This is a genomic window from Micromonospora reichwaldensis, from assembly GCF_031845925.1.
Taxonomy (GTDB): domain Bacteria; phylum Actinomycetota; class Actinomycetes; order Mycobacteriales; family Micromonosporaceae; genus Micromonospora; species Micromonospora reichwaldensis.
In genome coordinates this window covers 14,131-39,208 of sequence record NZ_JAVRFL010000027.1, presented here as the reverse complement: position 1 = coordinate 39,208, position 25,078 = coordinate 14,131, and the positions used below count along the sequence as shown (strand labels likewise).

Sequence of the window (25,078 nt, the reverse complement as noted above, 5' to 3'; positions counted from 1 at the left end):
CGATCGCCTCAGCCGTCGTTCAACGGAAAGCGCCATAGTACGAGATGTCGGATCACCGGGACGCGCCACCTCGCCCGCCGTCCGTGCCCAGGTGGCGGGTGGTGGCCGACGCCGACCACAGAGGACACTGCCGTGGTTTCAGGGTGAATGTCCCGCTCGGGTAGACTCCGCCGACTGTGACGCCTGCCGAGACCCGCGCCGAATCCTGGTCGGAATCCGAGGCCGCCGCGGCCCCCGCGTCCGAACCCGTGGCGCCGCCCGTGGGCGGCGGCGCCGGTGACCGTACGCCGGGCGGGGCCGCCCGCGCCGACGAGGCCGACGCCCCCGGCGCGGCCGTGGCCACCGCGGCGACCGAGGCCGCCCCCTCCGGCGAGCCCGGCGGGGCGGACGGCGCGGCCCGGCCCCGGCGGTGGACCCGGCGACGGCAGGACCTCACGGTCTTCGGCCTGTTCCTGCTCGCCGCAGTGTGGGTCACCAGCCAGATCTGGGTGGACCCGGCCGGCCGGGTGGCCTCGCTCTACAGCAGCGACCCGGCCCAGGTGCAGTTCTTCCTCGCCCACTCGGTACGCGTGGTGCTGCACGGCGAGTTCCCGTTCTTCACCGAGCAGTTCAACTACCCCGACGGGGTCAATTTGATGGCCAACACGGCCATCCTCGCGCTGGGCATCCCGATGGTGCCGGTGACGCTGCTCTTCGGGCCGGCCGTGACCTTCGTGGTGCTGGTCACGCTCGCGCTCGCCGGCACCGCCTCGGCCTGGTACTTCGTGCTCTCCCGGCACGTCGTGCGCAGCCCGCTGGCGGCGGCCGTCGGCGCCTGGTTCTGCGGGTTCTCGCCGGCGATGCTGTCGCACGCCAACTGGCACCCCAACATCATCTCGCAGTTCCTGCTGCCGTTCATCGTCTGGCGGGTGCTGGTCATCACCCGGTCCCGACGGCCGTGGCGCGACGGCGTGCTGCTCGCCCTGATGGTCACCGCCCAGGCGTTCATCAACGAGGAGATCCTGCTCTTCACGGCGCTCGCCTGCGGGGTGTTCCTGCTCGCCGTGCTCGCCCAGCGGCCCGCGCTCTGGTCGGCGGCGTGGCGACCGCTGGCCAAGGCCCTCGCGATCTGCACCGTGCTCGCCGGGTCGCTGCTGGCGTACCCGCTCTACGTCCAGTTCGCCGGGCCGATGGCGTACCACGGCCTGAGCGACGCGGTCCGCGACTACGGCAACGACATCGCGGCCTTCTTCGCGCCCGGCTCGCCGACGATCGGCGGCGACGAGCGCGCCAACGTCAACCTCGCGCCGAACTACTCGGAGGAGAACGCCTTCTTCGGTTGGAGCCTCGCCCTGATGGCCGTCGGCATCGTGGCCTGGCTGCGCCGGGAGATGCTGGTCCGGGCGCTCGCCGCGACCGGGGCGTTCTTCGCGGTGCTCTCCCTCGGTGAGCGGGTGTCCTGGTGGCACCGGGAGCTGTTCACCGGGCCCTGGGAGTGGCTGGTCCGGCTGCCGCTGCTCGACGCGGTGGTGCCCACCCGCTTCGGCCTGATCACCAGCGTGGTGGTGGGCATCCTGCTGGCGCTCGCCGTCGAGCGCTCCCGGACGCTGCCGGTCGAGCGGCGGACGCTGCGTACGCTCACCGTGGCCGGGCTCGTCCTCGCGCTGCTGCCGATCGCGCCGATGCCGCTGAAGGTGACCTCCCGCCCGCCGGTACCGGACTTCATCACCGCCGACCGGTGGCGCGGCTACGTCGGTGAGGACCAGACGCTGGTGCCGATCCCGGTGCCGAACATGGGGCACACCCACGGGATGCGCTGGGCCGCCTCCACCAACCTCGACTTCAAGATCCCCGGCGGCTACTTCCTGGCGCCGCGCAACGGCAACACCGGCGATCCCGGTCGCTTCGGCGGCCGGCCCAGCGGCGTCGGGCGGCTGCTGGAGGAGGTCGCCTCGACCGGCCGCATCCCGAAGCTGGACGACCGGCAGCGCCGCCGCTCGCTCGACGAGCTGCGGCACTGGCGGGCGGCCATCCTGGTGCTCCCGGTCGGCCAGCACCACTCCGAGCCGCTGCGGCGCACCGTCGAGCAGTTGGTCGGTCCCGGCCGCCGGGAGCTGGACGTCTGGGTCTGGGACGTCCGGGCGCTGACCGACCAGCCGACCTGATGACCGCCCCGGCGGTGACCGGCACCGCCGGGGCGGCACCCGCCCGGCGGTCCCGTCGGCTGCCGGTGCGCGCGCTGGACGCGCTGGTCGTCGCCGGCTACCTCGCCCTGGCGGTGCTGCTGACCCTCGGTCAGTGGGGTCGCCCGGGGCGACTGTTCCACCAGGCGGGGGACCAGGTCCTCTTCGAGTGGATGCTGGCCCGCGCGGCCCGGGCGGTGACGGGCCTGGAGAACCCGCTGTACAGCGGGGAGCTGAACGCCCCGGACGGGGTGAACCTGATGGCCAACACCTCGGTGCTGGGCCTGGGCGTGCCGCTGACACCGGTCACCCTGCTCTTCGGCTCGCAGGTCGCGTTCCTGGTGGCCGTGGTCTGCTGCCTCGCCGGCACCGCGACCGCCTGGTACGCGCTGCTGCGCCGCCGGCTCGTCGACTCCCGGGCGGCGGCGGCCGTCGGTGGGCTCTTCTGCGGCTTCGCCCCCGGCATGGTCGCGCAGGCCGGGGCGCACCTGCACATGGCGGCGCAGTTCCTGGTGCCGGTGATCCTGGCGCTCGTGTTCCACCCGGACCCGCGCCGGGTGTGGCGGCACGGGACGCTGCTCGGGCTGGTGGTGGCGTACCAGCTCTTCCTCGGCGAGGAGGTGCTGGCCTTCCTGGTCCTCGCCGCCGGGACGTTCGCGCTCGCGTACGCGGTGGCAGACCGGGAGAGCGCGCGTCGACGGGCACCCGCGCTGCTCGGCCGCCTCGCGGTCGGGGTGGTGGTGGCGCTGCCGCTGCTGGCGTACCCGCTGTGGTTCCAGTTCTTCGGCCCGGGCCACTACCGGGGGATGCCCTTCCACGCGTACGGCTACCAGCTCGACGCCGCGTCCTTCACCGCCTCGGCGCGGCAGACGGTGCTCGGCGACGACCACCTGCCCGGCCTGCTCGCGCCGAACCCCACCGAGGAGAACTCCTTCTTCGGCCCGGGGCTGCTGGTGCTCGCCGTGGTGATCGTGATCTGGCTGTGGCGCCGGCCGCTGGTCCGCGCGCTGGCCGCCTGCGGGCTGCTCTTCGCGCTGCTCTCGCTGGGCGAGCAGGTCCGCCTGGACGGCACGTCCACCGGCATCCCCGGGCCGTACCGGCTGGTGGCCGAGCTGCCGCTGCTCGACCACGCGGTGCCGGCGCGCTTCCCGCTGGTCTGCGTCCCGGTGCTGGGCATCCTGCTCGCCCTCTCCCTGGACCGGCTGCGCCCCGCCGCCGGGGCGGACCGGCTGCGCCCCGAGACCGGGGCCGACCGGCTGGGGGCCGGGGCCCGGGTGGGTGCCGTGCCGGTGCGGCTGCTCTGGGGCGGGGCGGTGGCCGCCGCGCTGCTGCCGCTGATCCCTACCCCGATCCGGACCGTGCCGGCCTGGCCCGTGCCGGCGTTCGTGGCCGAGGGCGGCTGGCGGGCCCACGTCCCGCCGGGCCGGACCCTGGTCCCGGTGCCGCCGGTGACCGGTGCGGGGCTCAGCCCGGCGATGCTCTGGTCGGCCCGCACCGGGCTGGCCTTCCCGGCCCCGGGTGGCTACTTCATCGGCCCCCGGGGCGCCGACGACCCGGCCGCCCGGTGGGGTGCCCCGGACCGCCCCACCGCCGAGCTGCTGCGCCGGGTGGCCGAGACCGGCGAGGTGCCGGTGGTCACCGACGAGCACCGGCGGCAGGCGGTCGAGGACCTGCGGCACTGGCGCGCCGCCCTGGTGGTGCAGGGCGGACTGCACCACGGCGACCCGGTGCGCCGTACGCTCGACGCGCTGCTCGGGCCCGGCCGGGAGGTGGCCGGCGCCCACGTCTGGGACGTCCGCCCGCTGGTGGGCTGACTGGGCTGACGGCGCGGACCGGCCCGGCCCTCACGTGGGGCGGCGGCCCGTCCGGCGGCGGACGGCGAGCCTTCTCCACCCGCGCTGTCGAGCTGCCCCGGCTGTGGGACCAGCCGGCGACGGCTCAGTCGACGAGCGGCCGGACGTCCCAGAGCCACACGTCGTCGACGCGCTGGGGCGGGCCGATCAGCGCGGTCATCAGCTCGCGCAGGACCGCCTCGCGGGGATGCGCGCCGAGGACGACCACGGACGCCCGCCAGAAGCGCAGGTCCTCGACGGCCTGTCGGCGGTTCTCCTCCGTCAGCGCGGGGACGGCGTTCTTGTCCATCGTGGAGTAGACCAGGGTGCTCGTCGGACGGTTGGGCGCGCCGAAGACGCCCTCACCAAGCTCGTTCGGCCCGATGAAGTAGCCGCCCGGGATCGGGAACGCGTGCTGCGTCAGCGCGCTCCAGCGCAGCGTGGGCAGGCCGTGCACGTTGCTCGGGATCGGCACCGGCACCAGGGTCCGGCCCTCCGGCACGTACGGGCGCCAGCCGCCGGCGGTGATGAAGCGCGGCGGCGGGTCGACGGGCTCCGCGGGCAGCGGACGCGGGAACAGCGGCAGCACGGCGAGCGCGACGGCCGCGTACCCGACCGGCCGGAGCCAGCGGCGGCGCGACCCGGCGGCGTCGGCGCCGGCCGCGCGGTCGTCGTCGTCGGAGCCGGCGCGGGGGGCCGGCACCGGCGGGCGGCCGCTGCCGGCGACGGTGTCCCAGGCCAGGGCGAGCAGCACGCCGAGCGCCGCCGCCACCACCAGGGCCAGCCGGGTCGGCATCATCATCTCGACCAGCGGCAGGTCGTCGGAGATGTAGGCCCACGGGCCGTCGGTCTCCGTCTCCACCCCGTTGAGCCGCACCTTCGGGCCGATCGAGGCCACCGTGAAGACCACCACCAGCACCGCGAGGATGCGGGCGGCGAGCGAGCGGCGGACCAGCAGCACCAGCGCCACCAGCGACAGCAGCACCAGCGGCCAGCCGAACCAGGTGTTCTGCTCGGTCAGGCCGATGGTCTTCTCCACCGCCTCGTCGCCGGCCACGGTGTCGCGGGCGAAGGTGACGAAGGCGGCCAGGTCCTCGCCCCAGCTGTGGAACACCCCGCCCTGCAACCCCCGGTAGGACTGCGGGCCGTTGAACTGGAACCAGATCGGGTAGGCCGTCACCAACAGCGCCAGAGCGCCACCCACGCCGAGCGCGGCGGCGAAGGTGCCGGCCACCGCCCGCGTCCGCGCCGGCCGCATGATCGCGTACGCGACCACGACGACCAGGCAGGCCAGCGCGGTGAGCAGCAGCATCTCCTCGTTGATGAAGATCTGGTACGCCACCAGCAGGCCGAGCACGATCCCGTTGCGTCGCCACCGGCCGGGCTCGCCGAGCCGGAGCACCCGCACCACGATCAACGGCAGCAGGAAGTTCGAGACGAAGTTGGGCTGGCCGTTGGCGTGGTGCACGATGCCCGGCGCGAAGCCGAGGAACGCGCCGCCGACGAAGGCCGCCGCGCGGGAGCGCACCAGGTGCCGCGACAGCATCCAGTACGACGTGCCGGCGGTCGCGGCCAGCGCGCCGCCCAGGTAGAGGGCGTACATGACCTGCGGGCCGAGGAGCATGGTCAGCGGCGCCAGCGGCAGCGTCACCCCGAGCAGCGAGGTGTTCGCCATCATGTTCACCCCGTCCGGGGCGTTCTGCCGCTCGGTGAACAGCGGGTTCTCCAGGTGCCGCACCGAGTACGCGCCGTGCGAGAAGAGCCACTCGAACCAGCTGTGGTCGGTGGGCAGGTGCGACGACACCCGGTTCTGCACGTCCACCCAGTAGTTCAGGCACACGAAAACGCCGAGCAGCACATAGGCTCCGATGGCCAGTACGTCGGCGCGGGAGGGCCTGCGCCGGGGCCGGCGCGTCGGCTCGGCCGCGACGGGCTCGGAGACGGGGTTCAGCGAGGGGTCTACCACCGGCACAGCCACGACGCGCCATCGTACAGGCGCTCCGGCGTCGCTTTTGCCGGGCCGGTGTCCCCACGGCCGATTTGCCGGTCCGCCGGAGGCCACGGTGTGACGGGGAGGACGCCACGTGACGGTCATCGACCTCGGCGAGGTGCGCGACGAGCCGGACCGCGAGGCGCCGCCGCCCCGCCCGCCGCGCGCCGTCGGTCGCCCGTTGCGGGTCGCGCTGGTGCTCGCGTTCCTCGTGGCCACCGTGGCGGCGGCCGTGCCGGTGCCGGCCCGGGTCGGGCTCGTCGTGCCGGCCCGGCTCGGGTCGGAGGCGTTCGTGCACGGTGACCGGCTCTACGTCGTCGAGCCGGCCGAGGGGGAGACCGAGGGGACCGTCGAGGTGCGGGCGTACGCCCTGCCCGCGCGGGCGCCGGCCGACGCCGCCCCGCCCAGCCCGGTGTGGCGCTCCCGGGTCGCGGGGGCGGGCCGGTTCTGGCAGGTCCAGACCGGGCCGGGGGCGGTGCTCTTCTCGGTCACCGGGGACCAGGACGACGGGCAGACGATCGCCCTGGACGCCGCGACCGGCCGCGGGCTCTGGCGGCAGCCCGGCTATCCCTGGTGGGACCCGGCCGGGATCCTGCTGATGCAGACCGGCGGGGAGGAGGGCGGCGCCGTGCGGTCGGTGGATCCGGCCTCCGGGCGGGCCCTCTGGTCGGTGCCGACGACGCGCGGGGGCGCGACGTACAGTCTCCGCCACGGGCGGGTCGAGCGGATCGTCCTGGTCCCCGCCGAGGGGCGGGTCGAGGTGCGCGACCCCCGCTCCGGCGCCTTGACGCACGCGGCGGACCTGGGCCTCGACGAGGCGTCCGGGCACGTGGTGGTGGCGTACGACCTGCTGCTGGTCGTTCGGCCGAGTGCGGGCATGGTGACCGCCTACGGGCTGGACGGGCTGCGGCGGCGCTGGGAGGCGCGCGTCCCGATGGTGGAGCACGTCACCGAGTGCGGCGAGCTGTTGTGCGTGCCCGGGGGGAACAGGTTCGTCGCGCTCGACCCGGCGACGGGCGCGCTCCGGTGGGTCGGCGACCGGTGGTTCGGGGTGCTGTCGGCACAGGACGGCCGGCTCCTGGCGGTCGCGCCCGGGCCCCTCGGTGACCGGCTGGGCGTGCTCGACGCGGCCACCGGTCGGGAAGTGGCCGACCTGGGCACCTGGCAGCTGATGACCTGGCACGCCGACGAACGGCTCCTCGCCGTGCGGCCGGCCGCCGCCGGTGGCGGGGTGGTGGTCGCCGAGCTGGACGTCGCCGCGGGCCGGGCCCGGGTGCTGGACGTGCTCCGCGGCGCGAGCGGGGACTGCCGCAGCCGGGCCGACACGCTGGTGTGCCGGCTGCAGACCGGCGAGCTCGGCGTCTGGCGCTATCCCGGTTGAGCCGCCGCGCGTCCGGTGCCGTGGACGCCGCCGGGGTCACCAGTTGGGCTGCTCCGGCGCCGGGGGGAGCGGCACGCCGGGCGGCCGGAGCACGTACGCCACCCCGCCGCTGCCACCCTGCCAGGCGGCCTCGAACCGGTCCCGGTCGACGGTCCGGCGCACCGCGTCGTCGTCCGGGGCGTACGGGTCGTTGAGCACCGGCGCGCCCGTGGCGGTGAAGCCCACCAGCACCATCAGGTGCCCGGCGGTGTCGTAGTCCAACCCGGGCACCTCGCCCGACTTGAACGCGGCGGAGACGATCAGCGGGATGCCGGTGGCCACGAACGCCTCCGCCTCGGCGAGCGACCGCAGCCGGGTGACGAAGGCGTCCACCCCGTGCAGGCCCGCGTACGCGGTGTTGAACGGCCAGTTCCCGGCCCCGGCGAAGGCGTGGTCGTAGCAGTGTCGCGCGGCGTGCACCACCACCGGGCGAGGGCCGGCGGGAGCCACCCAGGCGTACCGGGCCGGGGCCGGGGCGGCGCCCCAGAAGGCCAGCACCATCGAGGTGCAGGTGGGGCTGCACCAGGCGTCCCCGCCGCCACCCCACTGCGGGTGGGCGCCGGCGTGCAGCCGCTGCGAGTAGCGCGGCACGTCCAGCACCGTGCCCCAGGCGGCCGGGGCCGTCGCGGCGGACCCACCGGCAGGAGCCGGACCCGGGGCGCGGCACTCGGGCCCGGCGACCGGGGCGGGCCCGGCCGCCACCGGCGGGGAGCCCGCTGCGGTGGGCCGGGACGGCCCGGCCGCAGCCGTCGGGCGCGGGCCCGCGGCGACCGCCCCGACCGCGCGCAGCACCGGGGTCGCGTCGGCGTCCTCGGGCCGGAGCAGGGTCACCCGGACCTGCCAGCCGGTGACGGTCGCGCCCGTCACCACCAGCGTGTCCGTGTCCACCCGGGCGTCGTCGTCGCGCTGCCCGGGCACGGACGTCCGGCGGATCGCGTGGTCGTCGGCCGCCCAGTCGGCGAGGACGTACCACCCGGTGGCCGGCGCGTCGTCGTGCCAGCCCCGCAGCTCCACCCGCAGCCAGCAGTCGCCGGGGGTGTCCCCGGTCCACGAGGGCACCACGTCGCGCACGGCGAAGCCGACCGGCACGGGCGGGGACGTCCAGCTGCCGGCCGCGTACCGGCGGGTGCGGCCGTCGGCGTCGGTGTGGTCGAGCCGGTCGGCCGGGTCGGCCAGTTCGAGGCCCCGTCCGCCCGCGCGCAGCCCGGACAGGCTGCCCAGGCCGGCGTCGCCGGGAAGGCGGAAGCCCCGGTAGGTGACGTCCCGTCGGATCGTCGGCGCCGCGTCGGTCATGCGTCTTCCCGTCCGTCGTGAAGATTGCCGCCAAGAGCATCGCGTACGACGAAGGTTTTCTGCAACGGGGCCGGGCCGGGACGGCGGGTGCGGCCCCGTTTGGCTGCCGGCACTAGGTTGTGGGTGGTCAGGGGCGCGAGGAGGCCGGGATGCGGGTACTGGTGGTCGAGGACGAGCGCAACCTCGCCGACGCGATCGCGCGGGGGCTGCGCAAGCGGGGGATGGCGGTGGACGTCGCCTACGACGGCGACAGCGGCCACGAGATGGCGTTCGTCACGCGGTACGACGTGGTGGTGCTCGACCGGGACCTGCCCGGCGTGCACGGTGACCAGATCTGCGCCGAGCTGGCCGCCTCCGGCACGCTCACCCGGGTGCTGATGCTGACCGCCAGCGGCACCGTCGCCGACCGGGTGGAGGGGCTCCAGCTCGGCGCGGACGACTACCTGCCGAAGCCGTTCGCCTTCGACGAGCTGGTCGCCCGGGTGCAGGCGCTCGGCCGCCGGGCCACCCCGGCCGCGCCGCCGGTGCTCGAACTCGCCGACCTGGTCCTCGACCCGGCCCGTCGGGTGGCCACCCGCAGCGGCCAGCCGGTCGACCTGACCAACAAGGAGTTCGGCGTGCTCTGCGAGCTGCTCAAGGCGCGCGGCGCGGTGGTTTCCAGCGAGGAACTGCTGGAGCGGGTCTGGGACGCCAACACCGATCCGTTCACCACGATCGTCCGGGTCACCGTGATGACGCTGCGCAAAAAGCTCGGCGATCCGCCGCTGATCGAGACGGTGGTCGGTGCGGGCTACCGCACGGCGGAGGCGGTGGCCCTGTGAGCGCGAGGAGTGAGCCGGGTTTGCGAGCCCCGCAGTCGCGAACGAAGGTGGCCCTGTGAGCGCGAGGAGTGAGCCGGTCCTGCGGGCCCCGCAGGCGCGGACGAAGGCCGGTGCCGCGACCCGGCGGGCCCGGCTGCGGCCCACGCTGCGGCTGCGGCTGACCCTGCTCAACGGGGTGCTGCTGGTCGGCGCGGGCGCGATCCTGGTGCTGCTGGCCTGGCTGCTGGTCCGCGACGCGCTGCGCCCGACCGACGAGCTGCTGCCCGGCACCGTGGTGGTGCTGGCGGACGGCCGGTCGCTGGACGCCGCGCAGTGGCAGCGCCAACTCGTCGACGCCGCCAGCGCGGAGCTGCTGGTCAAGGGCCTGGTGGCGCTGCTGGCGATCAGCGTCGTCGGGGTGGCCGGCGCGTACGCGGTCGCGGGCCGGGCGCTGCGCCCGCTGCACCAGGTCACCGCCACCGCCCGCCGGTTGGGCGAGACCACCCTGGACCAGCGGATCGGCTATTCGGGCGCCGACGACGAGGTGGCCGAGCTGGCGGAGACCTTCGACGAGATGCTGGACCGCATCACCGCCGCCTTCGAGGCGCAGAAGCGTTTCGTGGCCAACGCCTCGCACGAGCTGCGGACCCCCCTCGCGGTGATGCGTACCGAGATCGACGTGACGCTCAGCGACGACGAGGCGGACGCCGCCGAGTACCGCCGGATGGCCACCGTGGTCCGGGACGCCTCCGAGCGGGCCAACGGGCTGGTCGAGGCCCTGCTGGTGCTCGCCCGCAGCGAGGCCCAGGCGGGTCGCCGGCTGGGCCGCCGCACCGAGTGCGACCTCGCCGCCGGCACCGCCAACGCCCTGTCGGCGGTACGCCGGGAGGTCGAGCGGATCAAGCTGCGGGTGCAGACCTCGCTGGAGTCCGCGCCGGTCGTCGGCGATCCCGGGCTGCTGGACCGGCTGGCCGGCAACCTGATCGAGAACGCGATCCGCTACAACCACCTGCACGGCCGGGTCTGGGTGCGTACCGGGTCGGACGGGTGCCGGTCGTGGCTGGTGGTGGGCAACACCGGTTTCGAGGTGGACCAGGCCGACGTCCCCGGCCTGTTCGAGCCGTTCCGGCGCGGCGGCCGGGAGCGTACCGGCGCGCGCGGCTCGGGCCTCGGGCTCTCGATCGTGCGGGCGGTCTGCGACGCGCACGGCGGCACCGTGAAGGTGGTCGCCCAGACCGGTGGCGGGCTGGAGGTCACGGTGACCCTGCCGGCGGCGGAGGCGGCCCCGGCGGTCACCACCCAGGAGCCGGCCGCCCGGCGGTGACGGCCCACCCCGGGGTTGCGGGGAGTACGGGCCCGATGGAAGGATCACGGCGTCAGCTTGAGGACCGGAGGGGGGTGCGTCGATGTTCACCGTCATGATCTCCGCGCCCCGTCTCGCCGGCTGACCCTCACGCACGCGGGGCGCCTCATCCCCAGCGGAGGAACTCCGTGTATCCACGGATCCACAACAGCAGTTTCGACTGTCACGACACCTACGCCCTCTCCGGCTCCTGGCCGGCGGTGCCCGGGTACGCCCGGCGCGCCGACGACGGCCCCGGCGGTCCGGAGGTGGCGCTGCCGGCGCCGGACGGCACCACCCTGGCCGTCTTCTTCCCACAGGTCCCCGGGGCCGGGACGGTGCAGAACCGGGCGCACGTCGGTTTAGAACCGGCCGGCCGGACCCGGGCGCGGGACGCCGAGCGGGTGCCCGGCGCCGGCGCGACGGAGCGGGCGGGTACGACCATCGAGGAGGAACACCCGTGAGCGCACGGATCCACAACGTCTGCATCGACTGCCGCGACACGTACGCGCTGTCCGGCTTCTGGGCGCAGGTCTTCGACTGCCCCCGCCAGCCGGACGACTTCCCCGGCGACCCGGAGGCCATGCTGCTGCCCCCGGGAGGACCGGAGGTGCTCTTCGTGGCGGTGCCGGACGGCAAGGAGGTGAAGAACCGCCTCCACCTCGACGTGGAGCCCACGGACCGGACCCGGGACGAGGAGGTCGCGCGCCTGGTGGGCATCGGTGCCACCCAGGTCGCCGACCAGCGCCGCCCCGACGGTTCGGGCTGGGTGGTGCTCGCCGACCCGGAGGGCAACGAGTTCTGCGTGCTGCGCAGCGCCGCCGAGCGGGCCGCCACGGCGGGCTGACGCGAAAGGGGCCCGTCCACCGTCGTGGGCGGGCCCCCGCGCTGCCGTACGGATCAGGACTTCTGCTCGACCTGTCCCCGGATGGTGGCGAACTCGGCGTGGGCCTGCTGGCCCGTCTTGAAGTAGATGATGACCATGCCGACGCTGCCCTTGTCGCTCCACACACAGACGCCGAGCGCCACGTCCTGCGCCTTGGCGTCGCCGCACTTGGCCTCGCCGCCGAGCGGTCCCGGGTCCACGGTCTTCATCTCGCCCAGCCGTACGTCGCTGGTGCGCGCGCCCCTGATGGTGTCCTCGAGCGTCTTGGCCGGGTCCGGGTTCAGGCCGGACGCGGCGGCGATCATCACGAGGTTCCTGCCGGTGAGGGTGCCGTAGAACTCGCCGACGGTGCTGCTGGCTCCGGGGATCGTCTTGTTGAGTTCCGCCTCGAGCTCCCGGGCGCCGGCCTGGAGCGTCGGGTCCGTCGCCCTGGGCCGCCCGGCGAGGGTCGCCGGCGCGACGACCCGGGTCCGGGTGGCGTCGACGGTCTCCGTGACGTCGTCCTTGACGGCGAAGGCGACGATCGCCGCGCCGCCCAGGCAGAGCACCAGCACCACGGCGAGCGAGATCAGCACGACCTTGCCGGCGTTCGACTTCCGCGGCGCCGGCGGGCCGCCGTACGCCCCTGACCCGCCCCCGTACGGTGGCGGACCGGACCCGCCGGCCTGCGAGGGCGGCGTCCCGTACCCGCCGGGCTGCGGCCCGTACCCGCCGGCGTGGGGCGACGGCCCGTATCCGCCGGGCTGTGCCGGCGGTGGCCCGTATCCGCCGGGCTGTGCCGGCGGCGGTCCGTATCCGCCGGGGTGTGGCGGCGGGTACGAGCCGTACGGACCGCCTCCGCCGTCCGGCGGCGGGTAGGAGTTGGCGGGTGGGTAGGACATCGGTCAGCTCCGGGTCTGCGCGAGGGAGATCGTGGTCCGTGCGGCCCCGGCCACGCCCGACGCCCCGCGTCGGTCGTGGACGGCGGCGCGCACCGGGCGGGTGCCGGTCAGTACTTCTGCTCGATCTGGCTGCGGAAGGCGACGAACTCCGCCGCCGTGGCTGCCGAGGAGGAGAAGAACATCACGATGAGCCCGACGCTGCCGTGGTCGGCCCACGCGCAGACGCCCAGCGGCACGCCGGCCGACTCGCCGTCGCCGCACTTGGCCAGGCCGCCGAGCGGCCCGGGCGCGATGGTGGTCAACCGCTTGACGGCCAGGTCCTTCGAGATGCCCTTGACCGCGTCGTCGAGCTCCCGTTCCGGGTTGAGCACGAAGGTGCTGGCGGCGATCACCATGACCATGTTCCGCTCGTCGGCGCTGCCGTAGAAGGCGCCCGCGACGCCGGTCTCGCCGCGTACCGAGGACCGCAGCTCGCGGACCATGTCGTCGGCGGCCTTCCGCAGGGTCGGCTCGGTGCTCTTCGGGCGGCCCCCGAGGGTCTCCGGCGTGACGACCCTGATCTGCGGGGCGTCGCTGGACTCCGGCGACGGGGCGGCCTCGGACGAGGTGACGGCGCTCGGCGTGGCGCTCGGCGCCGCCGTGGTGGGGGACGCGCTCGGCGTGGGCCTGGGGTCGGCGCCCTGATCGCCGTCGTAGGCGAGGTAGGCGATGCCACCTCCGCCGAGGCAGAGCACCAGCAGCCCGACGATGCCGAGGGTCAGCACCAGCTGGTGGGGCCTCGCCGGCTGGCCCGCGCCGGGAGGCGGCGGGTAGCCGGCGTACGGGCTGGCCGGGAATCCGCCCTGCGGCGTCACCGGATAGCCGCCGTAAGGCTGGGTGGGGTGCGGCTGGCCTGACGTGGGCCCGGGGTACGGCTGGGCGGAGGTGGGCCCCGGGTAGGGCTGGGCGGACGTGGGCCCCGGGTACGGCTGGGCGGAGGTGGGCCCGGGGTACGGCTGGGCGGAGGTGGGTCCGGGGTGCGGCTGGGCCTGCGGGGGGTGGGGGTGCGGCGTGGTGGGCCAGCCGCCACCCGCCGGCGGCTGCCCGCCCGGCGGGGAGGCCCAACCATCGGCGGGCGGTGCCGGGTAACCGTCCGGTCGCGGCGGATGGAAGTCGTAGTGGGCGTCGTGCTCCGGCTGCCCGGACCAGGGATCGACCGGCGGTGAGGACATGATCAGCTCCAGGCGAGGGTGCGAACGGGTGATCGTAGCCAGCCACGGCACGCTACCGCTGTCCCGACCCCGACCGTATCGGCCGCAACGACGAACGCGGTGGCCACCTCCATCCAAGCTGGACGGGGCAACCACCGCGAACGCGGGGGGCGTAGGTGTAAGGAAGGGCCCCTTCCTAACGCTATGCGTTAGGAAGGGGCCCTTCCTTACACCTTTCAGGCGGGCAGGCTGGCCGCACCGTGCGGCAGGAACCGTTGGCCGGTGACCCGTTCCGAGGTGCCGGTCCGGTCCAGGTACGGCGTGATGCCGCCCAGGTGGAACGGCCAACCCGCGCCGAGGATCATGCACAGGTCGATGTCCTGCGCCTCGGCGACGACGCCCTCGTCGAGCATGAGCCGGATCTCCTGGGCCAGCGCGTCGAGCGCGTTCTGGCGCACCTGCTCGGCGGTGAGCGGCTGGTCGCCCACCACGAGCAGCTTGGCCACCTCGTCGTTGATCTGGTCGTCGACGACGATCGGCTGACCGGAGTCGGCGATCCGCTTGAGGTTCTCGCTGACGCCGAAGCGGTCCGGGAACGCGGCGTGCAGGGTGCCGCCCACGTGGTACGCGACGGCCGGCCCGACGAGCTGGAGCAGGGCGAGCGGGCGCATCGGCAGGCCCAGCGGGTCCAGCGCGCTGTTGGCCACGTCCAGCGGGGTGCCCGCGTCCACGGCGGCGAAGACGGTGCCGAGGAAGCGGGTGAGCAGCCGGTTGACCACGAACGCCGGGGCGTCGGAGACCAGCACGGAGGACTTCTTCAGCTGCTTGCCGACCGCGAACGCGGTGGCGAGCGTGGCGTCGTCGGTGCGCTCGCCCCGGACGATCTCCAGCAGCGGCAGCACCGCCACCGGGTTGAAGAAGTGGAAGCCGACCACCCGCTCGGGGTGCTCCAGCTCCTCGGCCATCGCCGTGATCGACAGGGAGGAGGTGTTGGTGGCCAGCACCGCCTCCGGCTTGACGATCTTCTCCAGCTCGGCCCAGACCTGCTTCTTGACGGCCAGGTCCTCGAAGACGGCCTCGATGACGAAGTCGGCGTCCGCGAAGACGCCCTTGTCGACCGAGCCGCTGACCAGGCCGTACAGCTTGGCGGCCGTGCCTTTGTCCATCCGGCCCTTGCTGACGGCCTTCTCGATCTGGGTGTGCACGTAGCCGACGCCCTTGTCCACCCGGGCCTGGTCCAGGTCGGTCATGACGACCGGCACCTGGAGGCGGCGGGCGAAGAGCAGGGCGAGCTGGCTGGCCATCAGGCCGGCGCCGACGATGCCCACCTTGGTGACCGGGCGGGCCAGCCCCTTGTCCGGCGCGCCGGCCGGCCGCTTGGCCCGCCGCTGCGCCAGGTCGAACGCGTAGAGGCCGCTGCGCAGCTCCTCGGAGAAGACCAGGTCCGCGAGGGCCTCGTCCTCGGCGGCGGTGCCGGTGGCGAAGTCGGCGTCCTTCGCCGTCTCCAGCAGGTCCAGCGCCTTGTACGCGGCCGGGACCGCGCCGTGCAGCCGCTGGTCGAGGGTCTGCCGGGCGAAGTAGAGCACGCCCGCCCACATGTCCTTGTCGACCTCGGGCCGGGTCACGGTGACCTCGCCCCGGACGACGCCGGCGGCCCACTCCAGGGACCGCTCCAGGAAGTCCGCCGGCTCCAGCAGCACGTCCGCGATGCCCATCTCGGCGGCCTGCTTCGGCTTGAGCATCTTGTTCTGCATCAGCGGGTTCTGGATGATCACCTGCGTCGCCGCCGGGATGCCGATCAGGTTCGGCAGCAGCTGCGTGCCGCCCCAACCGGGGACCAGGCCGAGGAAGACCTCGGGCAGCGCCAGCGCCGCCACCCCGCCGGAGAGCGTCCGGTAGTGGCAGTGCAGCGCCAGCTCCAGGCCGCCGCCCATCGCCGCGCCGTTGACGAAGGCGAAGGTCGGGACCTCGCTGTCTTTGAGCCGGGCGAAGACCCGGTGGCCGAGCCGCCCGATCTCCAGCGCCTGCTCGCGGTCGGCGAGCTGCGGGAGGCTGGTGATGTCCGCGCCCACGCAGAAGACGTACGGCTTGCCGGTGACCGCGACGAACGCCGGGTTCGCGGCCAGGGCGGCGGTGATCGCCTCGTCCAGGCTGGTCAGGCCGCCCGGGCCGAAGCTGTTGGGCTTGGTGTGGTCGAAGCCGTTGTCCAGGGTGATCAGGGCGGCCGGCCGGTCCAGCCCCGGTACGTTCACCTGGCGCAGCAGCGCCCGGGTGACGACCTCGTTCGGTGCGGCGAGCGCGCTCACTTGTCTCCACCCTCCCAGTGCGGGTTCTCCCAGATGACCGTGCCGCCCATGCCGATGCCGATGCACATGGCGGTGACGCCGTAGCGGACCTCGGGGTGCTCGGCGAACTGCCGGGCGAGCTGGGTCATCAGCCGTACGCCCGAGGAGGCGAGCGGGTGGCCGATGGCGATCGCGCCGCCCCACGGGTTGACCCGCGGGTCGTCGTCGGCGATGCCGAAGTGGTCGAGGAAGGCGAGCACCTGCACGGCGAACGCCTCGTTCAGCTCGAACAGGCCGATGTCGTCGATGGTCAGGCCGGCGAGGCGCAGCGCCTTCTCGGTCGACGGGATCGGGCCGACGCCCATCACCTCGGGCTCGACGCCGACGAAGCCGAACGACACCAGCCGCATGGCGACCGGCAGGCCCAGCTCGCGGGCCACGTCCTCGGAGGCGAGCAGGCTGGCGGTGGCGCCGTCGTTCAGGCCGGCCGCGTTGCCCGCAGTGACCTTGCCGTGCGGGCGGAACGGGGTCTTCAGGGTGGCGAGCTTCTCCAGCGAGGTGTCCCGGGGGGCCTCGTCGACCGTGGCCATGCCCCAGGCGTTCTCCTCGTCGCGGACCGCCACGGACACCAGGTCGTCCTGGAGCTTGCCGTTGGCGTACGCCTTGGCGGTCTTCTGCTGCGAGGCGAGCGCGAACGCGTCGGTGCGCGCCTTGGTGATGTGCGGGACCCGGTCGTGCAGGTTCTCCGCGGTCGCGCCCATGACCAGCGCGGACGGGTCGACCAGCTTCTCGGCGACGATCCGCGGGTTGGGGTCGACGCCCTCGCCCATCGGGTGGCGGCCCATGTGCTCGACGCCGCCGGCGATCGCGATGTCGTAGGCGCCCATGGCGATGCCGCTGGCGACGGTGGTCACCGCGGTCATGGCGCCGGCGCACATCCGGTCGATCGCGAAGCCGGGGACGGTCTTGGGCAGGCCCGCCAGCAGGGCGGCGGTCCGGCCGATGGTCAGGCCCTGGTCGCCGATCTGGGTGGTGGCGGCGATCGCGACCTCCTCGACCCGCTCCGGCGGCAGCTGCGGGTTACGGCGCAGCAGCTCGCGGATGCAGCGGATCACCAGGTCGTCGGCGCGGGTGTTGGCGTACATGCCACCCGCCTTGCCGAACGGGGTACGGACGCCGTCGACGAAGACGACATCCCGAACTTCACGGGGCACTTGAGCCTCCTCTTCGACCTGATCCGGCCTGCGTGCCGGCAGGCGGCACTACGGACCGGACGAAGGTCGCCGGCACGGGCGTGTTCCTCCGGATGCTACTCGCCAGTAACCAACACTGGCACCCGCCCCCGTGTGGCCCACCCCACACCGCCGGCTCAAGGGGCGGGGGGCGGATCGGTGAGGGCCTCCGTGAGGGCGGGAAGGAGCAGGGTGATCTGCCACTCGCGGGCGTTGAAGCCCCGGAGGGTCTCCGCGACGGCCGCCTCCGTGACCTCCTCCGGAGGCACCCACGCCAGCCGGCGGATCGAGTCGGGGGCGATCAGGTTCTCCGGCGGCAGCTGGTGCGCGCCGGCGATCCGGACCACCACCTCCCGGCAGCGGGCCAGCCGGGCCGCCGCCACCGGGTCCCGTTCCGCCCAGCGGTGCGGCGGCGGGGGCCCCTCGACCGTCGGGGCGACCGGCAGCGCGTCCTCGGGCAGCTGCCGCGCGTCGTCGAGCGCGGCGAGCCAGGTGCGGGCCAGCCGGCGCACCGAGCGGCCACCGAAGCCGGGCAGGGTGAGCAGGGTCTTCTCGTCCCTCGGATCCAGCTCCGCCGCCGCGACGATGGCCGAGTCCGGCAGCACCCGCCCCGGGGCGGCGTCCCGCCGCGCGGCGATCTGGTCCCGCGCGTACCAGAGGGAACGGACGCGGGCCTGGGCCCGCGCGCCACGGACCCGGTGGATGCCGGACGTGCGGCGCCACGGCTCGGCCCGCACCTTCGGCGGCCGGGCGCCGGTGCGCACCAGCGCGGCGAACTCCTCCGCCGCCCACGCGGACTTGCCCTGCCGGGTCAGCTCCTCGTCGAGCGCGTCGCGCAGGTCGACCAGCATCTCCACGTCGAGCGCGGCGTAGGTCAGCCAGGACTCCGGCAGCGGGCGGCTCGACCAGTCGGCCGCCGAGTGGTGCTTCTCCAGGCTGTAGCCGAGTAGCTGCTCGGTCAGCGCGGCCAGGCCGACCCGCTCGAATCCGGCCAGCCGGGCGGCCAGTTCGGTGTCGAACAGCCGGCGGGGCCGCAGCCCCAGCTCGGCCAGGCAGGGCAGGTCCTGGCTGGCAGCGTGCAGCACCCACTCGGCCTCGCCGATCACCGTGTCGAGGGCGCTCAGGTCGGGCAGCGGCAGCGGGTCGATCAGCGCCGTGCCGGAACCGGCCCGGCGCAGCTGCACCAGGTAGGCCCGCTGGCTGTAGCGGTAGCCGGAGGCGCGTTCGGCGTCGAGGGCGACGGGGCCGGTGCCTGCGGCGAAGCGGGCCAGGACGTCGTCCAGCTCGCCGGGCGTGGCCGCCGGCTGGGGTGTGCCCTCGCGCGGGGCGGTCAGCGGAACGGGCCCGTCGGCGGTCGGTTCGGTCCCCGCGGCCTCCGGCTCCGGTCGGGCCGACGGCGGGTGGTGCGCATCGTTTCCCGTACGGCTTTCGGCGGGCCGACGGCGCAGGGGTGGTTCGTCGGTCACCTGACAACCCTAGTGCGCGACGCGACGCGGTGGGTGAAGCCGGTCCGGTGTGTGTCGCCGGGCGACCGCCGGATGTCCTTCCGGGGGCCGGACATAGGGGAAGACAAAGCCCGTTGACGCAGGTACGGTCCATCGGGCCGTTGCGCGGGTACGGCATCATCAGGTTCCCGCGTGCGGAGCGGGGCGTCTACGGGAGGGCAAGGCGATCATGACTGGCTACGGGTCGGCGGACAAGGGCCCGACGGGACCGGGTGACGGCGGGTTCCCGCCAGGGACGGCCCGCCCCGGACCACTGCCGCCCCGGATCGAACCGGTCGGCTCCGCGTACCTGCCGCCGGGCGCCCCCGGGCAGCCCTCGGCCCCCCGACCCGCCTGGTCGCCGCCCGCGCAGCCGGGCCAGTGGGGCGCGGCCCCGGCCAACGCGCCCGCCCCCGCCGCCGCACCCGCCGCCAGCGGCTGGGGACACGGCGGCGCGCCGTCCACCACCCCGGGCCCGTCGACGCCACCCGGGGTCACCCCGGGGCCCGGCTGGTCCCCCGCGTCCGGGTCGACGCCGCCGGGTGTCCCCGGCCAGCCGCCCGGCCACGGCCACCCCCAGGGCCCCGGGCCGGGCCAGCCGTACCCCGCCGGGCCGGTGCCGGCGACGAAGGGGCGCGGGCTCACCATCACCGCGCTCGTGCTCGCCGGCCTGCTGGCCGTGGTGACGGGCGTGCAGGCGTACCAGATCAACCGGCTCTCCAACCGGCTGGGCGACACCGACAGCAGGGTGGCGGCGGCGCAGGCGGCCGACGGCACCCGGCTCGACGGCCTGGAGTCCCGGGCGGGGGCGCTGGAGAAGCAGGCCGGCGCCGCGTTCAACCCGGAGGCCGTGGCCAGCGCCGTGCTGCCCAGCGTGTTCCGCGTCCGGGCCGGCAACTCCACCGGCACCGCCTTCGCGATCGGCAAGCCGGCCGCGGGCGGGGGCACCAACCTGTTCACCAACTACCACGTGGTGGACGCGCTCTGGCAGACCGGCGAGCGCGAGGTCTTCCTGGAGCGCACCGACCAGCGCTTCCCGGCGACCATCGTGCGCGTCGACGAGGCCAACGACGTCGCCCACCTGCGGACCAACGGCAAGTTCACCGGCCTGGTCGCGGCGCCCGCCGCGGTGAAGTCCGGGCAGCAGATCGTGGTCGTCGGCGCGCCGCTCGGCCTGGAGGACAGCGTCACCACCGGTGTGGTGAGCGCCTTCCGCGAGGCCGGCGGCGGCGAGGGCCCGGTCATCCAGTTCGACGCCCCGATCAACCCCGGCAACTCGGGCGGCCCGGTCATCAACGGCAGCAAGCAGGTCGTCGGCATCGCCACCGCCAAGGCCCGCAACGCCGAGGGGATCGGTCTCGCCGTACCGATCAAGGTCGCCTGCGACGGTTTCAAGATCTGCTGACCTCGTCAGCGCCCAACCACCCCCTCGGCCCGGCGGCTCACGCGCCGGACCAGCACACGTGGAGGAAGAACGACATGTCCCAGCCACCGACCGGGCCGGAGGGCTACCCGCCGTACCCGCCGGCCGCGCCCGGTCAGCCGCCGTCGGGCGGCGCCCCGCACGGCACCACCTACGGCAGCCCGCGCCCGTACTCGCCCGAACAGCAGGACGCCGGCCAGCAGTACGCCCCGGCGCCGCAGCAGTACAACCCGGCCCCGTCCGCCGGCTACCCGCAGTCCGCGCCGCCGGCCGGGCCCTCCGGCTACCCGCAGTCGGCCCCGCCGGCGTCGCCCGGCTACGGCCCCGGCAGCGCGTCGCCCCACGCCGGTCAGGCCTCCGGCGGGCCGGCCTTCGGGCAGCCGATGTCGGTCCCCCCGGCCTCCGGTCCGGCCTTCGGACAGCCGTTGTCCGCCCCGCCCGGCTCCGCCCCGCCCTTCGGCGCCCCCGCGCCCGGCGGCCCACGCAAGAGCCACAAGGTGCTCGTCCTGGCGGTCGTGGCCGGGCTGCTCTTCGTCCTCGGCGGGGTGATGACCGGCCTGTTCGTGTCGACCACCAACGAGCTGGACCGGACCGAGAAGAAGATGGCCAGCGAGGTCAGCCAGCGCGACGGCACCATCACGGCGAACGGCAAGGAGATCGAGAAGCTCAAGACCGACCTCCAGGCGGTCCGGGACAAGCTCGGCGACACCGAGCAGGACCTCACCGGCACCCGCAACGACCGGGACGAGCAGGCCCGGCAGAAGAAGGTCATCGCCAACTGCCTGGACAAGCTCACCACCGCGCTCGCCGCGGCGGCGAACGGCAACAAGGCGGCCTACGACAGGGCCATCCAGGGCATGGACAAGGTCTGCAACGAGGCCGAGAAGTATCTGTGAGGTGACCCGTCGCGGGGTCAGGCCGCGCCGGCGGGGCGACGCTCCGACAGCGCGGTCACCCCGGGCGGGGGAAGCCCGGCGGTCGAGGCCAGCAGCGCGCACCAGGCCAGCAGGTGCGGGGCGAGATCGTCGTCGACCGGCGTCCAGGAGGCGCGGATCTCGATGTCGCCGGCGGCGGGCGGCCCGGCCAGGTCACCGAAGCGCGTCGACATGGTCTGGGTGATGGTGCCGCCGATCGCCCGGTGCTCCGCGTCCTGCGCCTCCAGGGCGTCGGTCAGCCACGTCCAGCCCACCCCGGGCAGCAGCGGGTCGGCGGCCAGGTCGACCTCCAGCTCCGCCGTCACGTAGGTGACCAGCCGCAGGGTGCCCTGCCACGCCTCGTGGCCGGCCGGGTCGTGCAGCAGGATGAGCCGCCCGGAGGCCACCTCCTCGCCGTCGCGCAGGACGGTGGCGGAGAGCGCGAAGGCGTACGGGGCGAGTCGCTGCGGCGCGCCGACCTCCTCCAGCACGATCTCCGACCGGGGCGCCGCGGACCGCAGCCCGGTGACCGCGCGGGCGAAGGTCTCCGGGAGCGCGATCGGGGGGGCCATGCCGGCAGCCTATGCCGCCGGCCGCCCGCCCGCCCGAGAGGCGCGCCGACGCCGTCTGACGCCGGGGCCGCCGCCAGCGGGCTGACCGGGGTCACAAAAGGCGGCGCTGCCCGCTGCCGGTCCCGTCCCCCGTGGCACGATGGCCGCGATGAGCACCACGACGACGGGCGCCGACGCCCGAGACGAAGAACCCCGCCCCGGCGGACCGGCCGACTCGCCCTTCGTCCGGGCCTGCCGGCGTCAGTCCGGCCCGCACACCCCCGTCTGGTTCATGCGCCAGGCCGGCCGGTCGCTGCCGGAGTACCGCGCGATCAGGGCCAACGTGGCGATGCTGGAGTCCTGCCGCCGCCCCGACCTGGTCACCGAGATCACCCTCCAGCCGGTACGCCGGCACGGCGTGGACGCCGCGATCCTGTTCAGCGACATCGTGGTGCCGGTCGCCGCCGCCGGGGTGGACCTGGACATCGTGCCCGGCACCGGCCCGGTGGTCGCCGAGCCCGTGCGCACCCTGACCGACGTGGAGCGGATCCGGCCGATCACCCGCGACGACGTGTCGTACGTGGACGAGGCGGTCCGGATGCTCGTCGCCGAGCTGGGCGCCACCCCGCTGATCGGCTTCGCCGGCGCGCCGTTCACCCTGGCCAGCTACCTGGTCGAGGGCGGCCCGTCGCGGACCCACGCGAAGACCAAGGCGATGATGTACGGCCAGCCGGAGCTGTGGCACGCGCTCTGCGGCCGGCTGGCCGAGGTGACGCTGGAGTTCCTGCGGGTGCAGGTGGCCGCGGGGGTGTCCGCGGTGCAGCTCTTCGACTCGTGGGCCGGCGCGCTGTCGGAGGCCGACTACCGTCGCTTCGTGCTGCCGCACTCGGCGGGCGTGCTGGCCGGGCTGGCCGACGCGGGCGTGCCCCGGATCCACTTCGGCGTGGGCACCGGCGAGCTGCTCGGCGCGATGGGCGAGGCCGGTGCCGACGTGGTGGGCGTCGACTGGCGTACGCCGCTGGACGCGGCGACCCGGCGGATCGGGCCGGAGCGGGCCGTGCAGGGCAACCTCGACCCGTGCGTGCTGTTCGCGCCGTGGCCGGTGGTCGAGGCCGAGGTGCGGCGGATCCTGGAGCAGGGCCGGGCCGCCCCCGGACACGTGTTCAACCTGGGGCACGGGGTGCTGCCGGAGACCGACCCCGACGTGCTGACCCGGGTGGTCGCCCTGGTGCACGAGCTGTCCGCCGAGTCGGGCGACCGGGGCTGAGCGGCATGCGGGCGCCGTGGCGGGTGGCGGTGGTCGGCGGCGGGATCGCCGGGCTGGCCGCCGCGGTCCGGTTGCGCGACCGCGCTCCCGCCGGCACCGAGATCACGGTGTACGAGCAGTCCGGCGCGCTCGGCGGCAAGCTGCGCACCGGCGAACTGGCCGGCTCGCCGGTGGAGTTCGGCGCCGAGTCGTTCCTGATGCGCGACCCGGCCGGGGGCGAGTCCGCCGCCGTGGCCCTGGTCCGCCGGCTCGGCCTCGGCGAGGGGATCGTGCACCCCACCGTCGGGCAGGCCGCGCTCGTGGTCGACGGGGGGCTGCGCCCGATCCCGGGCGGCACGCTGGTCGGCGTACCCGGGGACCTGGAGCGGGTGGCCACGGTCGCGCGGCCGGCGGCGGACGCCGACGTCGACGCCGGCCGTCCGCTGCTCGGCGCGGACGAGGACGTCTCCGTCGGCGCGCTGGTCCGGGCCCGGTTCGGCGACGAGGTGGTCGACCGGCTGGTGGACCCGATGCTCGGCGGCGTCTACGCCGGCCGGGCCGACGGCCTCTCCCTGACCACCACCATGCCCGCGCTGGCCCGCACTGCCCGGGTGGAGCACACCCTGGTGGGCGCGGTGCGCGCCGCGCAGGCCGCGGCCCCCCGCGCGCCGGGGGCGCCGGTCTTCGGCACCCTGGCCGGCGGGCTCAGCACGCTGGTCGAGGCCGCGGCGGCGGCCAGCGGGGCGACGATCCGGCGGGGCGCGGCGGTACGCGAGCTGGCCCCGGCCGGGGCCGGGTGGCGGCTGACCGTCGGCCCCACCCGCGAGGCGGAGTCGGTCGACGTCGACGCCGTGGTGCTGGCCGTGCCGGCCCGCCCGGCGGCCCGGCTGCTCGGCGGCCCGGCCCCGCAGGTGGCCGAGGGCGTCGGCGGGCTGGACTACGCCAGCGTCGCGCTGGTCACCCTGGCGCTGCCCGAGCCGGAGCTGCCGGAGCTGTCAGGCTTCCTGGTGCCGAGCACCGAGGGTCTGCTGATCAAGGCGTCGACCTTCTTCACCACCAAGTGGGGCCACCTGCGCCGCACCGACGGGCTGGCGCTCGTCCGCGCCTCCGTGGGCCGCTACGGCGAGGAACGGCAGGTGCAGCGCACCGACGAGGACCTGGCCGCCACCGTGCACCGGGAACTGTCGGCGGTGCTCGGCGTGCCGCTGCCCGCGCCGGTCGCCGGCCACGTGCAGCGCTGGGGCGGGTCGCTGCCGCAGTACACCCCGGGGCACGCCGACCGGGTGGCCGCCGCGCGGGCGGCCCTGCGGGCGAGCCACCCGACCCTGGCCCTGGCCGGCGCCGGGTACGACGGGGTGGGCATCCCGATCTGCGTCCGCTCCGGCGAGACGGCGGCCGAGGAGATCATCACAGCACTGGGAGGACCGGGGACATGACCGAGCAGACCAACGCGGCCCGGCTGCGGGAGCTCAACGACAGCATCCGCTACACGATGTGGTCGGTGTACCGGGCCACCAGCCCGCTGCCGTCGCTGCGCGACAACGTCACCGGCGAGGTCGAGGCGCTCTTCGCGGAGCTGGCCGGCAAGGACGTGGTCGTCCGCGGCACGTACGACGTCTCGGGGCTGCGCGCCGACGCCGACCTGATGATCTGGTGGCACTCCGCCTCCAGCGACGACCTCCAGGACGCGTACCTGCGGTTCCGCCGCACGACGCTGGGTCGGGCGCTCACCCCGGTCTGGTCGCAGATGGCGCTGCACCGGCCGGCGGAGTTCAACAAGAGCCACATCCCGGCGTTCCTGGCCGGCGAGGAGGCGCGCTCCTACGTCTGCGTCTACCCGTTCGTCCGCTCCTACGAGTGGTACCTGCTGCCGGACGCCGAGCGGCGCGAGCTGCTCGCCGAGCACGGCAAGATGGCCCGCGGCTACCCGGACGTGCGGGCCAACACGGTCGCCTCGTTCGCGCTCGGCGACTACGAGTGGATGCTCGCGTTCGAGGCCGACGAGCTGCACCGGATCGTCGACCTGATGCGCGACCTGCGGGCCTCCGGTGCCCGCCGGCACGTCCGGGAGGAGATCCCGTTCTACACCGGTCGTCGCCGCTCGGTCGCCGACATCGTCAACTGCCTCGTCTGACGCCCGGCCGCCC

General features: G+C 75.0%; 20 protein-coding genes. 12 read left to right on the top strand and 8 right to left on the bottom strand.

Annotation, left to right across the window (positions count from 1 at the left end; genetic code table 11):
- The first annotated feature begins 176 nt into the window (after positions 1 to 176).
- Complete coding sequence (locus RM555_RS21540; RefSeq protein ID WP_396888822.1) at positions 177 to 2,144, top strand: hypothetical protein; 1,968 nt, start codon at positions 177 to 179, stop codon at positions 2,142 to 2,144.
- A complete protein-coding gene (locus RM555_RS21535) occupies positions 2,144 to 3,976 on the top strand; it encodes a hypothetical protein (protein WP_311413436.1) in 1,833 nt (610 codons plus the stop codon). Before RM555_RS21540 ends, RM555_RS21535 begins: the two co-directional genes overlap by 1 nt.
- Positions 3,977 to 4,100: 124 nt before the next feature.
- On the opposite strand, the gene RM555_RS21530 is transcribed toward RM555_RS21535, so the two are convergent.
- Entirely contained in the window at positions 4,101 to 5,972 is a 1,872-nt protein-coding gene (locus RM555_RS21530; protein WP_311413435.1) for a hypothetical protein, read from the bottom strand.
- Positions 5,973 to 6,078: 106 nt separating this feature from the next.
- On the opposite strand from RM555_RS21530, the gene RM555_RS21525 reads away from it, so the two are divergent.
- Positions 6,079 to 7,365: an outer membrane protein assembly factor BamB family protein gene (locus RM555_RS21525; RefSeq protein ID WP_311413434.1), complete on the top strand. Its 1,287-nt coding sequence runs from the start codon at positions 6,079 to 6,081 to the stop codon at positions 7,363 to 7,365.
- Positions 7,366 to 7,401: 36 nt separating this feature from the next.
- Here RM555_RS21525 and RM555_RS21520 read toward each other — a convergent pair whose 3' ends face one another.
- Positions 7,402 to 8,697, bottom strand: a complete 1,296-nt coding sequence (locus RM555_RS21520) for a peptidase C39 family protein (protein WP_311413433.1) — start codon at positions 8,695 to 8,697, stop codon at positions 7,402 to 7,404.
- 149 nt (positions 8,698 to 8,846) lie between these two features.
- Between RM555_RS21520 and RM555_RS21515 the strand changes: the two genes are divergently transcribed.
- The 4 genes from RM555_RS21515 (at position 8,847) to RM555_RS21500 (ending at position 11,686) form a co-directional block, all read left to right on the top strand.
- On the top strand, positions 8,847 to 9,518 hold the full coding sequence (locus RM555_RS21515) for a response regulator transcription factor (RefSeq protein WP_311413432.1): 672 nt from the start codon (positions 8,847 to 8,849) through the stop codon (positions 9,516 to 9,518).
- A 133-nt stretch (positions 9,519 to 9,651) separates the two neighbouring features.
- Complete coding sequence (locus RM555_RS21510; RefSeq protein ID WP_311413476.1) at positions 9,652 to 10,821, top strand: sensor histidine kinase; 1,170 nt, start codon at positions 9,652 to 9,654, stop codon at positions 10,819 to 10,821.
- 167 nt (positions 10,822 to 10,988) lie between these two features.
- Positions 10,989 to 11,303, top strand: a complete 315-nt coding sequence (locus RM555_RS21505) for a VOC family protein (RefSeq protein WP_311413431.1) — start codon at positions 10,989 to 10,991, stop codon at positions 11,301 to 11,303.
- Positions 11,300 to 11,686 (top strand): VOC family protein, encoded by a 387-nt coding sequence (locus tag RM555_RS21500; protein WP_311413430.1) that lies wholly within the window; start codon positions 11,300 to 11,302, stop codon positions 11,684 to 11,686. Before RM555_RS21505 ends, RM555_RS21500 begins: the two co-directional genes overlap by 4 nt.
- A 53-nt stretch (positions 11,687 to 11,739) precedes the next feature.
- On the opposite strand, the gene RM555_RS21495 is transcribed toward RM555_RS21500, so the two are convergent.
- The 5 genes from RM555_RS21495 to RM555_RS21475 all read right to left on the bottom strand — a co-directional run bounded on the left by RM555_RS21495 (position 11,740) and on the right by RM555_RS21475 (position 18,779).
- The gene (locus RM555_RS21495; protein WP_311413429.1) at positions 11,740 to 12,300 is read right to left on the bottom strand and encodes a hypothetical protein; all 561 of its coding nucleotides are present in this window, start codon (positions 12,298 to 12,300) and stop codon (positions 11,740 to 11,742) included.
- 413 nt (positions 12,301 to 12,713) lie between these two features.
- Entirely contained in the window at positions 12,714 to 13,817 is a 1,104-nt protein-coding gene (locus RM555_RS21490) for a hypothetical protein (RefSeq protein WP_311413428.1), read from the bottom strand.
- A 215-nt stretch (positions 13,818 to 14,032) separates the two neighbouring features.
- Complete coding sequence (locus tag RM555_RS21485; protein ID WP_311413427.1) at positions 14,033 to 16,102, bottom strand: 3-hydroxyacyl-CoA dehydrogenase NAD-binding domain-containing protein; 2,070 nt, start codon at positions 16,100 to 16,102, stop codon at positions 14,033 to 14,035.
- The gene (locus RM555_RS21480; RefSeq protein WP_311413426.1) at positions 16,099 to 17,295 is read right to left on the bottom strand and encodes a thiolase family protein; all 1,197 of its coding nucleotides are present in this window, start codon (positions 17,293 to 17,295) and stop codon (positions 16,099 to 16,101) included. Before RM555_RS21480 ends, RM555_RS21485 begins: the two co-directional genes overlap by 4 nt.
- Positions 17,296 to 17,450: 155 nt before the next feature.
- Positions 17,451 to 18,779: a ribonuclease D gene (locus RM555_RS21475; RefSeq protein WP_311413425.1), complete on the bottom strand. Its 1,329-nt coding sequence runs from the start codon at positions 18,777 to 18,779 to the stop codon at positions 17,451 to 17,453.
- Between the two features lie 208 nt (positions 18,780 to 18,987).
- On the opposite strand from RM555_RS21475, the gene RM555_RS21470 reads away from it, so the two are divergent.
- Both RM555_RS21470 and RM555_RS21465 read left to right on the top strand, forming a co-directional pair.
- Positions 18,988 to 20,202, top strand: a complete 1,215-nt coding sequence (locus RM555_RS21470; protein WP_311413424.1) for a S1C family serine protease — start codon at positions 18,988 to 18,990, stop codon at positions 20,200 to 20,202.
- A gap of 74 nt (positions 20,203 to 20,276) precedes the next feature.
- Entirely contained in the window at positions 20,277 to 21,116 is an 840-nt protein-coding gene (locus RM555_RS21465; protein WP_311413423.1) for a hypothetical protein, read from the top strand.
- 17 nt (positions 21,117 to 21,133) lie between these two features.
- Here the strand turns inward: RM555_RS21465 and RM555_RS21460 are convergent, their stop codons facing one another.
- Positions 21,134 to 21,706, bottom strand: a complete 573-nt coding sequence (locus RM555_RS21460) for a DUF3000 domain-containing protein (RefSeq protein ID WP_311413422.1) — start codon at positions 21,704 to 21,706, stop codon at positions 21,134 to 21,136.
- A gap of 148 nt (positions 21,707 to 21,854) precedes the next feature.
- Here RM555_RS21460 and hemE point away from each other — a divergent pair, with 148 nt between their 5' ends.
- The 3 genes from hemE to hemQ are packed head-to-tail and all read left to right on the top strand — an operon-like array spanning position 21,855 to position 25,065.
- A complete protein-coding gene (gene hemE, locus RM555_RS21455) occupies positions 21,855 to 22,952 on the top strand; it encodes a uroporphyrinogen decarboxylase (RefSeq protein WP_311413421.1) in 1,098 nt (365 codons plus the stop codon).
- A gap of 5 nt (positions 22,953 to 22,957) precedes the next feature.
- A complete protein-coding gene (hemG, locus tag RM555_RS21450) occupies positions 22,958 to 24,367 on the top strand; it encodes a protoporphyrinogen oxidase (RefSeq protein ID WP_311413420.1) in 1,410 nt (469 codons plus the stop codon).
- Entirely contained in the window at positions 24,364 to 25,065 is a 702-nt protein-coding gene (gene hemQ / locus RM555_RS21445) for a hydrogen peroxide-dependent heme synthase (protein ID WP_151457526.1), read from the top strand. The genes hemG and hemQ overlap by 4 nt, the downstream gene beginning before the upstream one ends.
- Positions 25,066 to 25,078 lie beyond the last annotated feature (13 nt).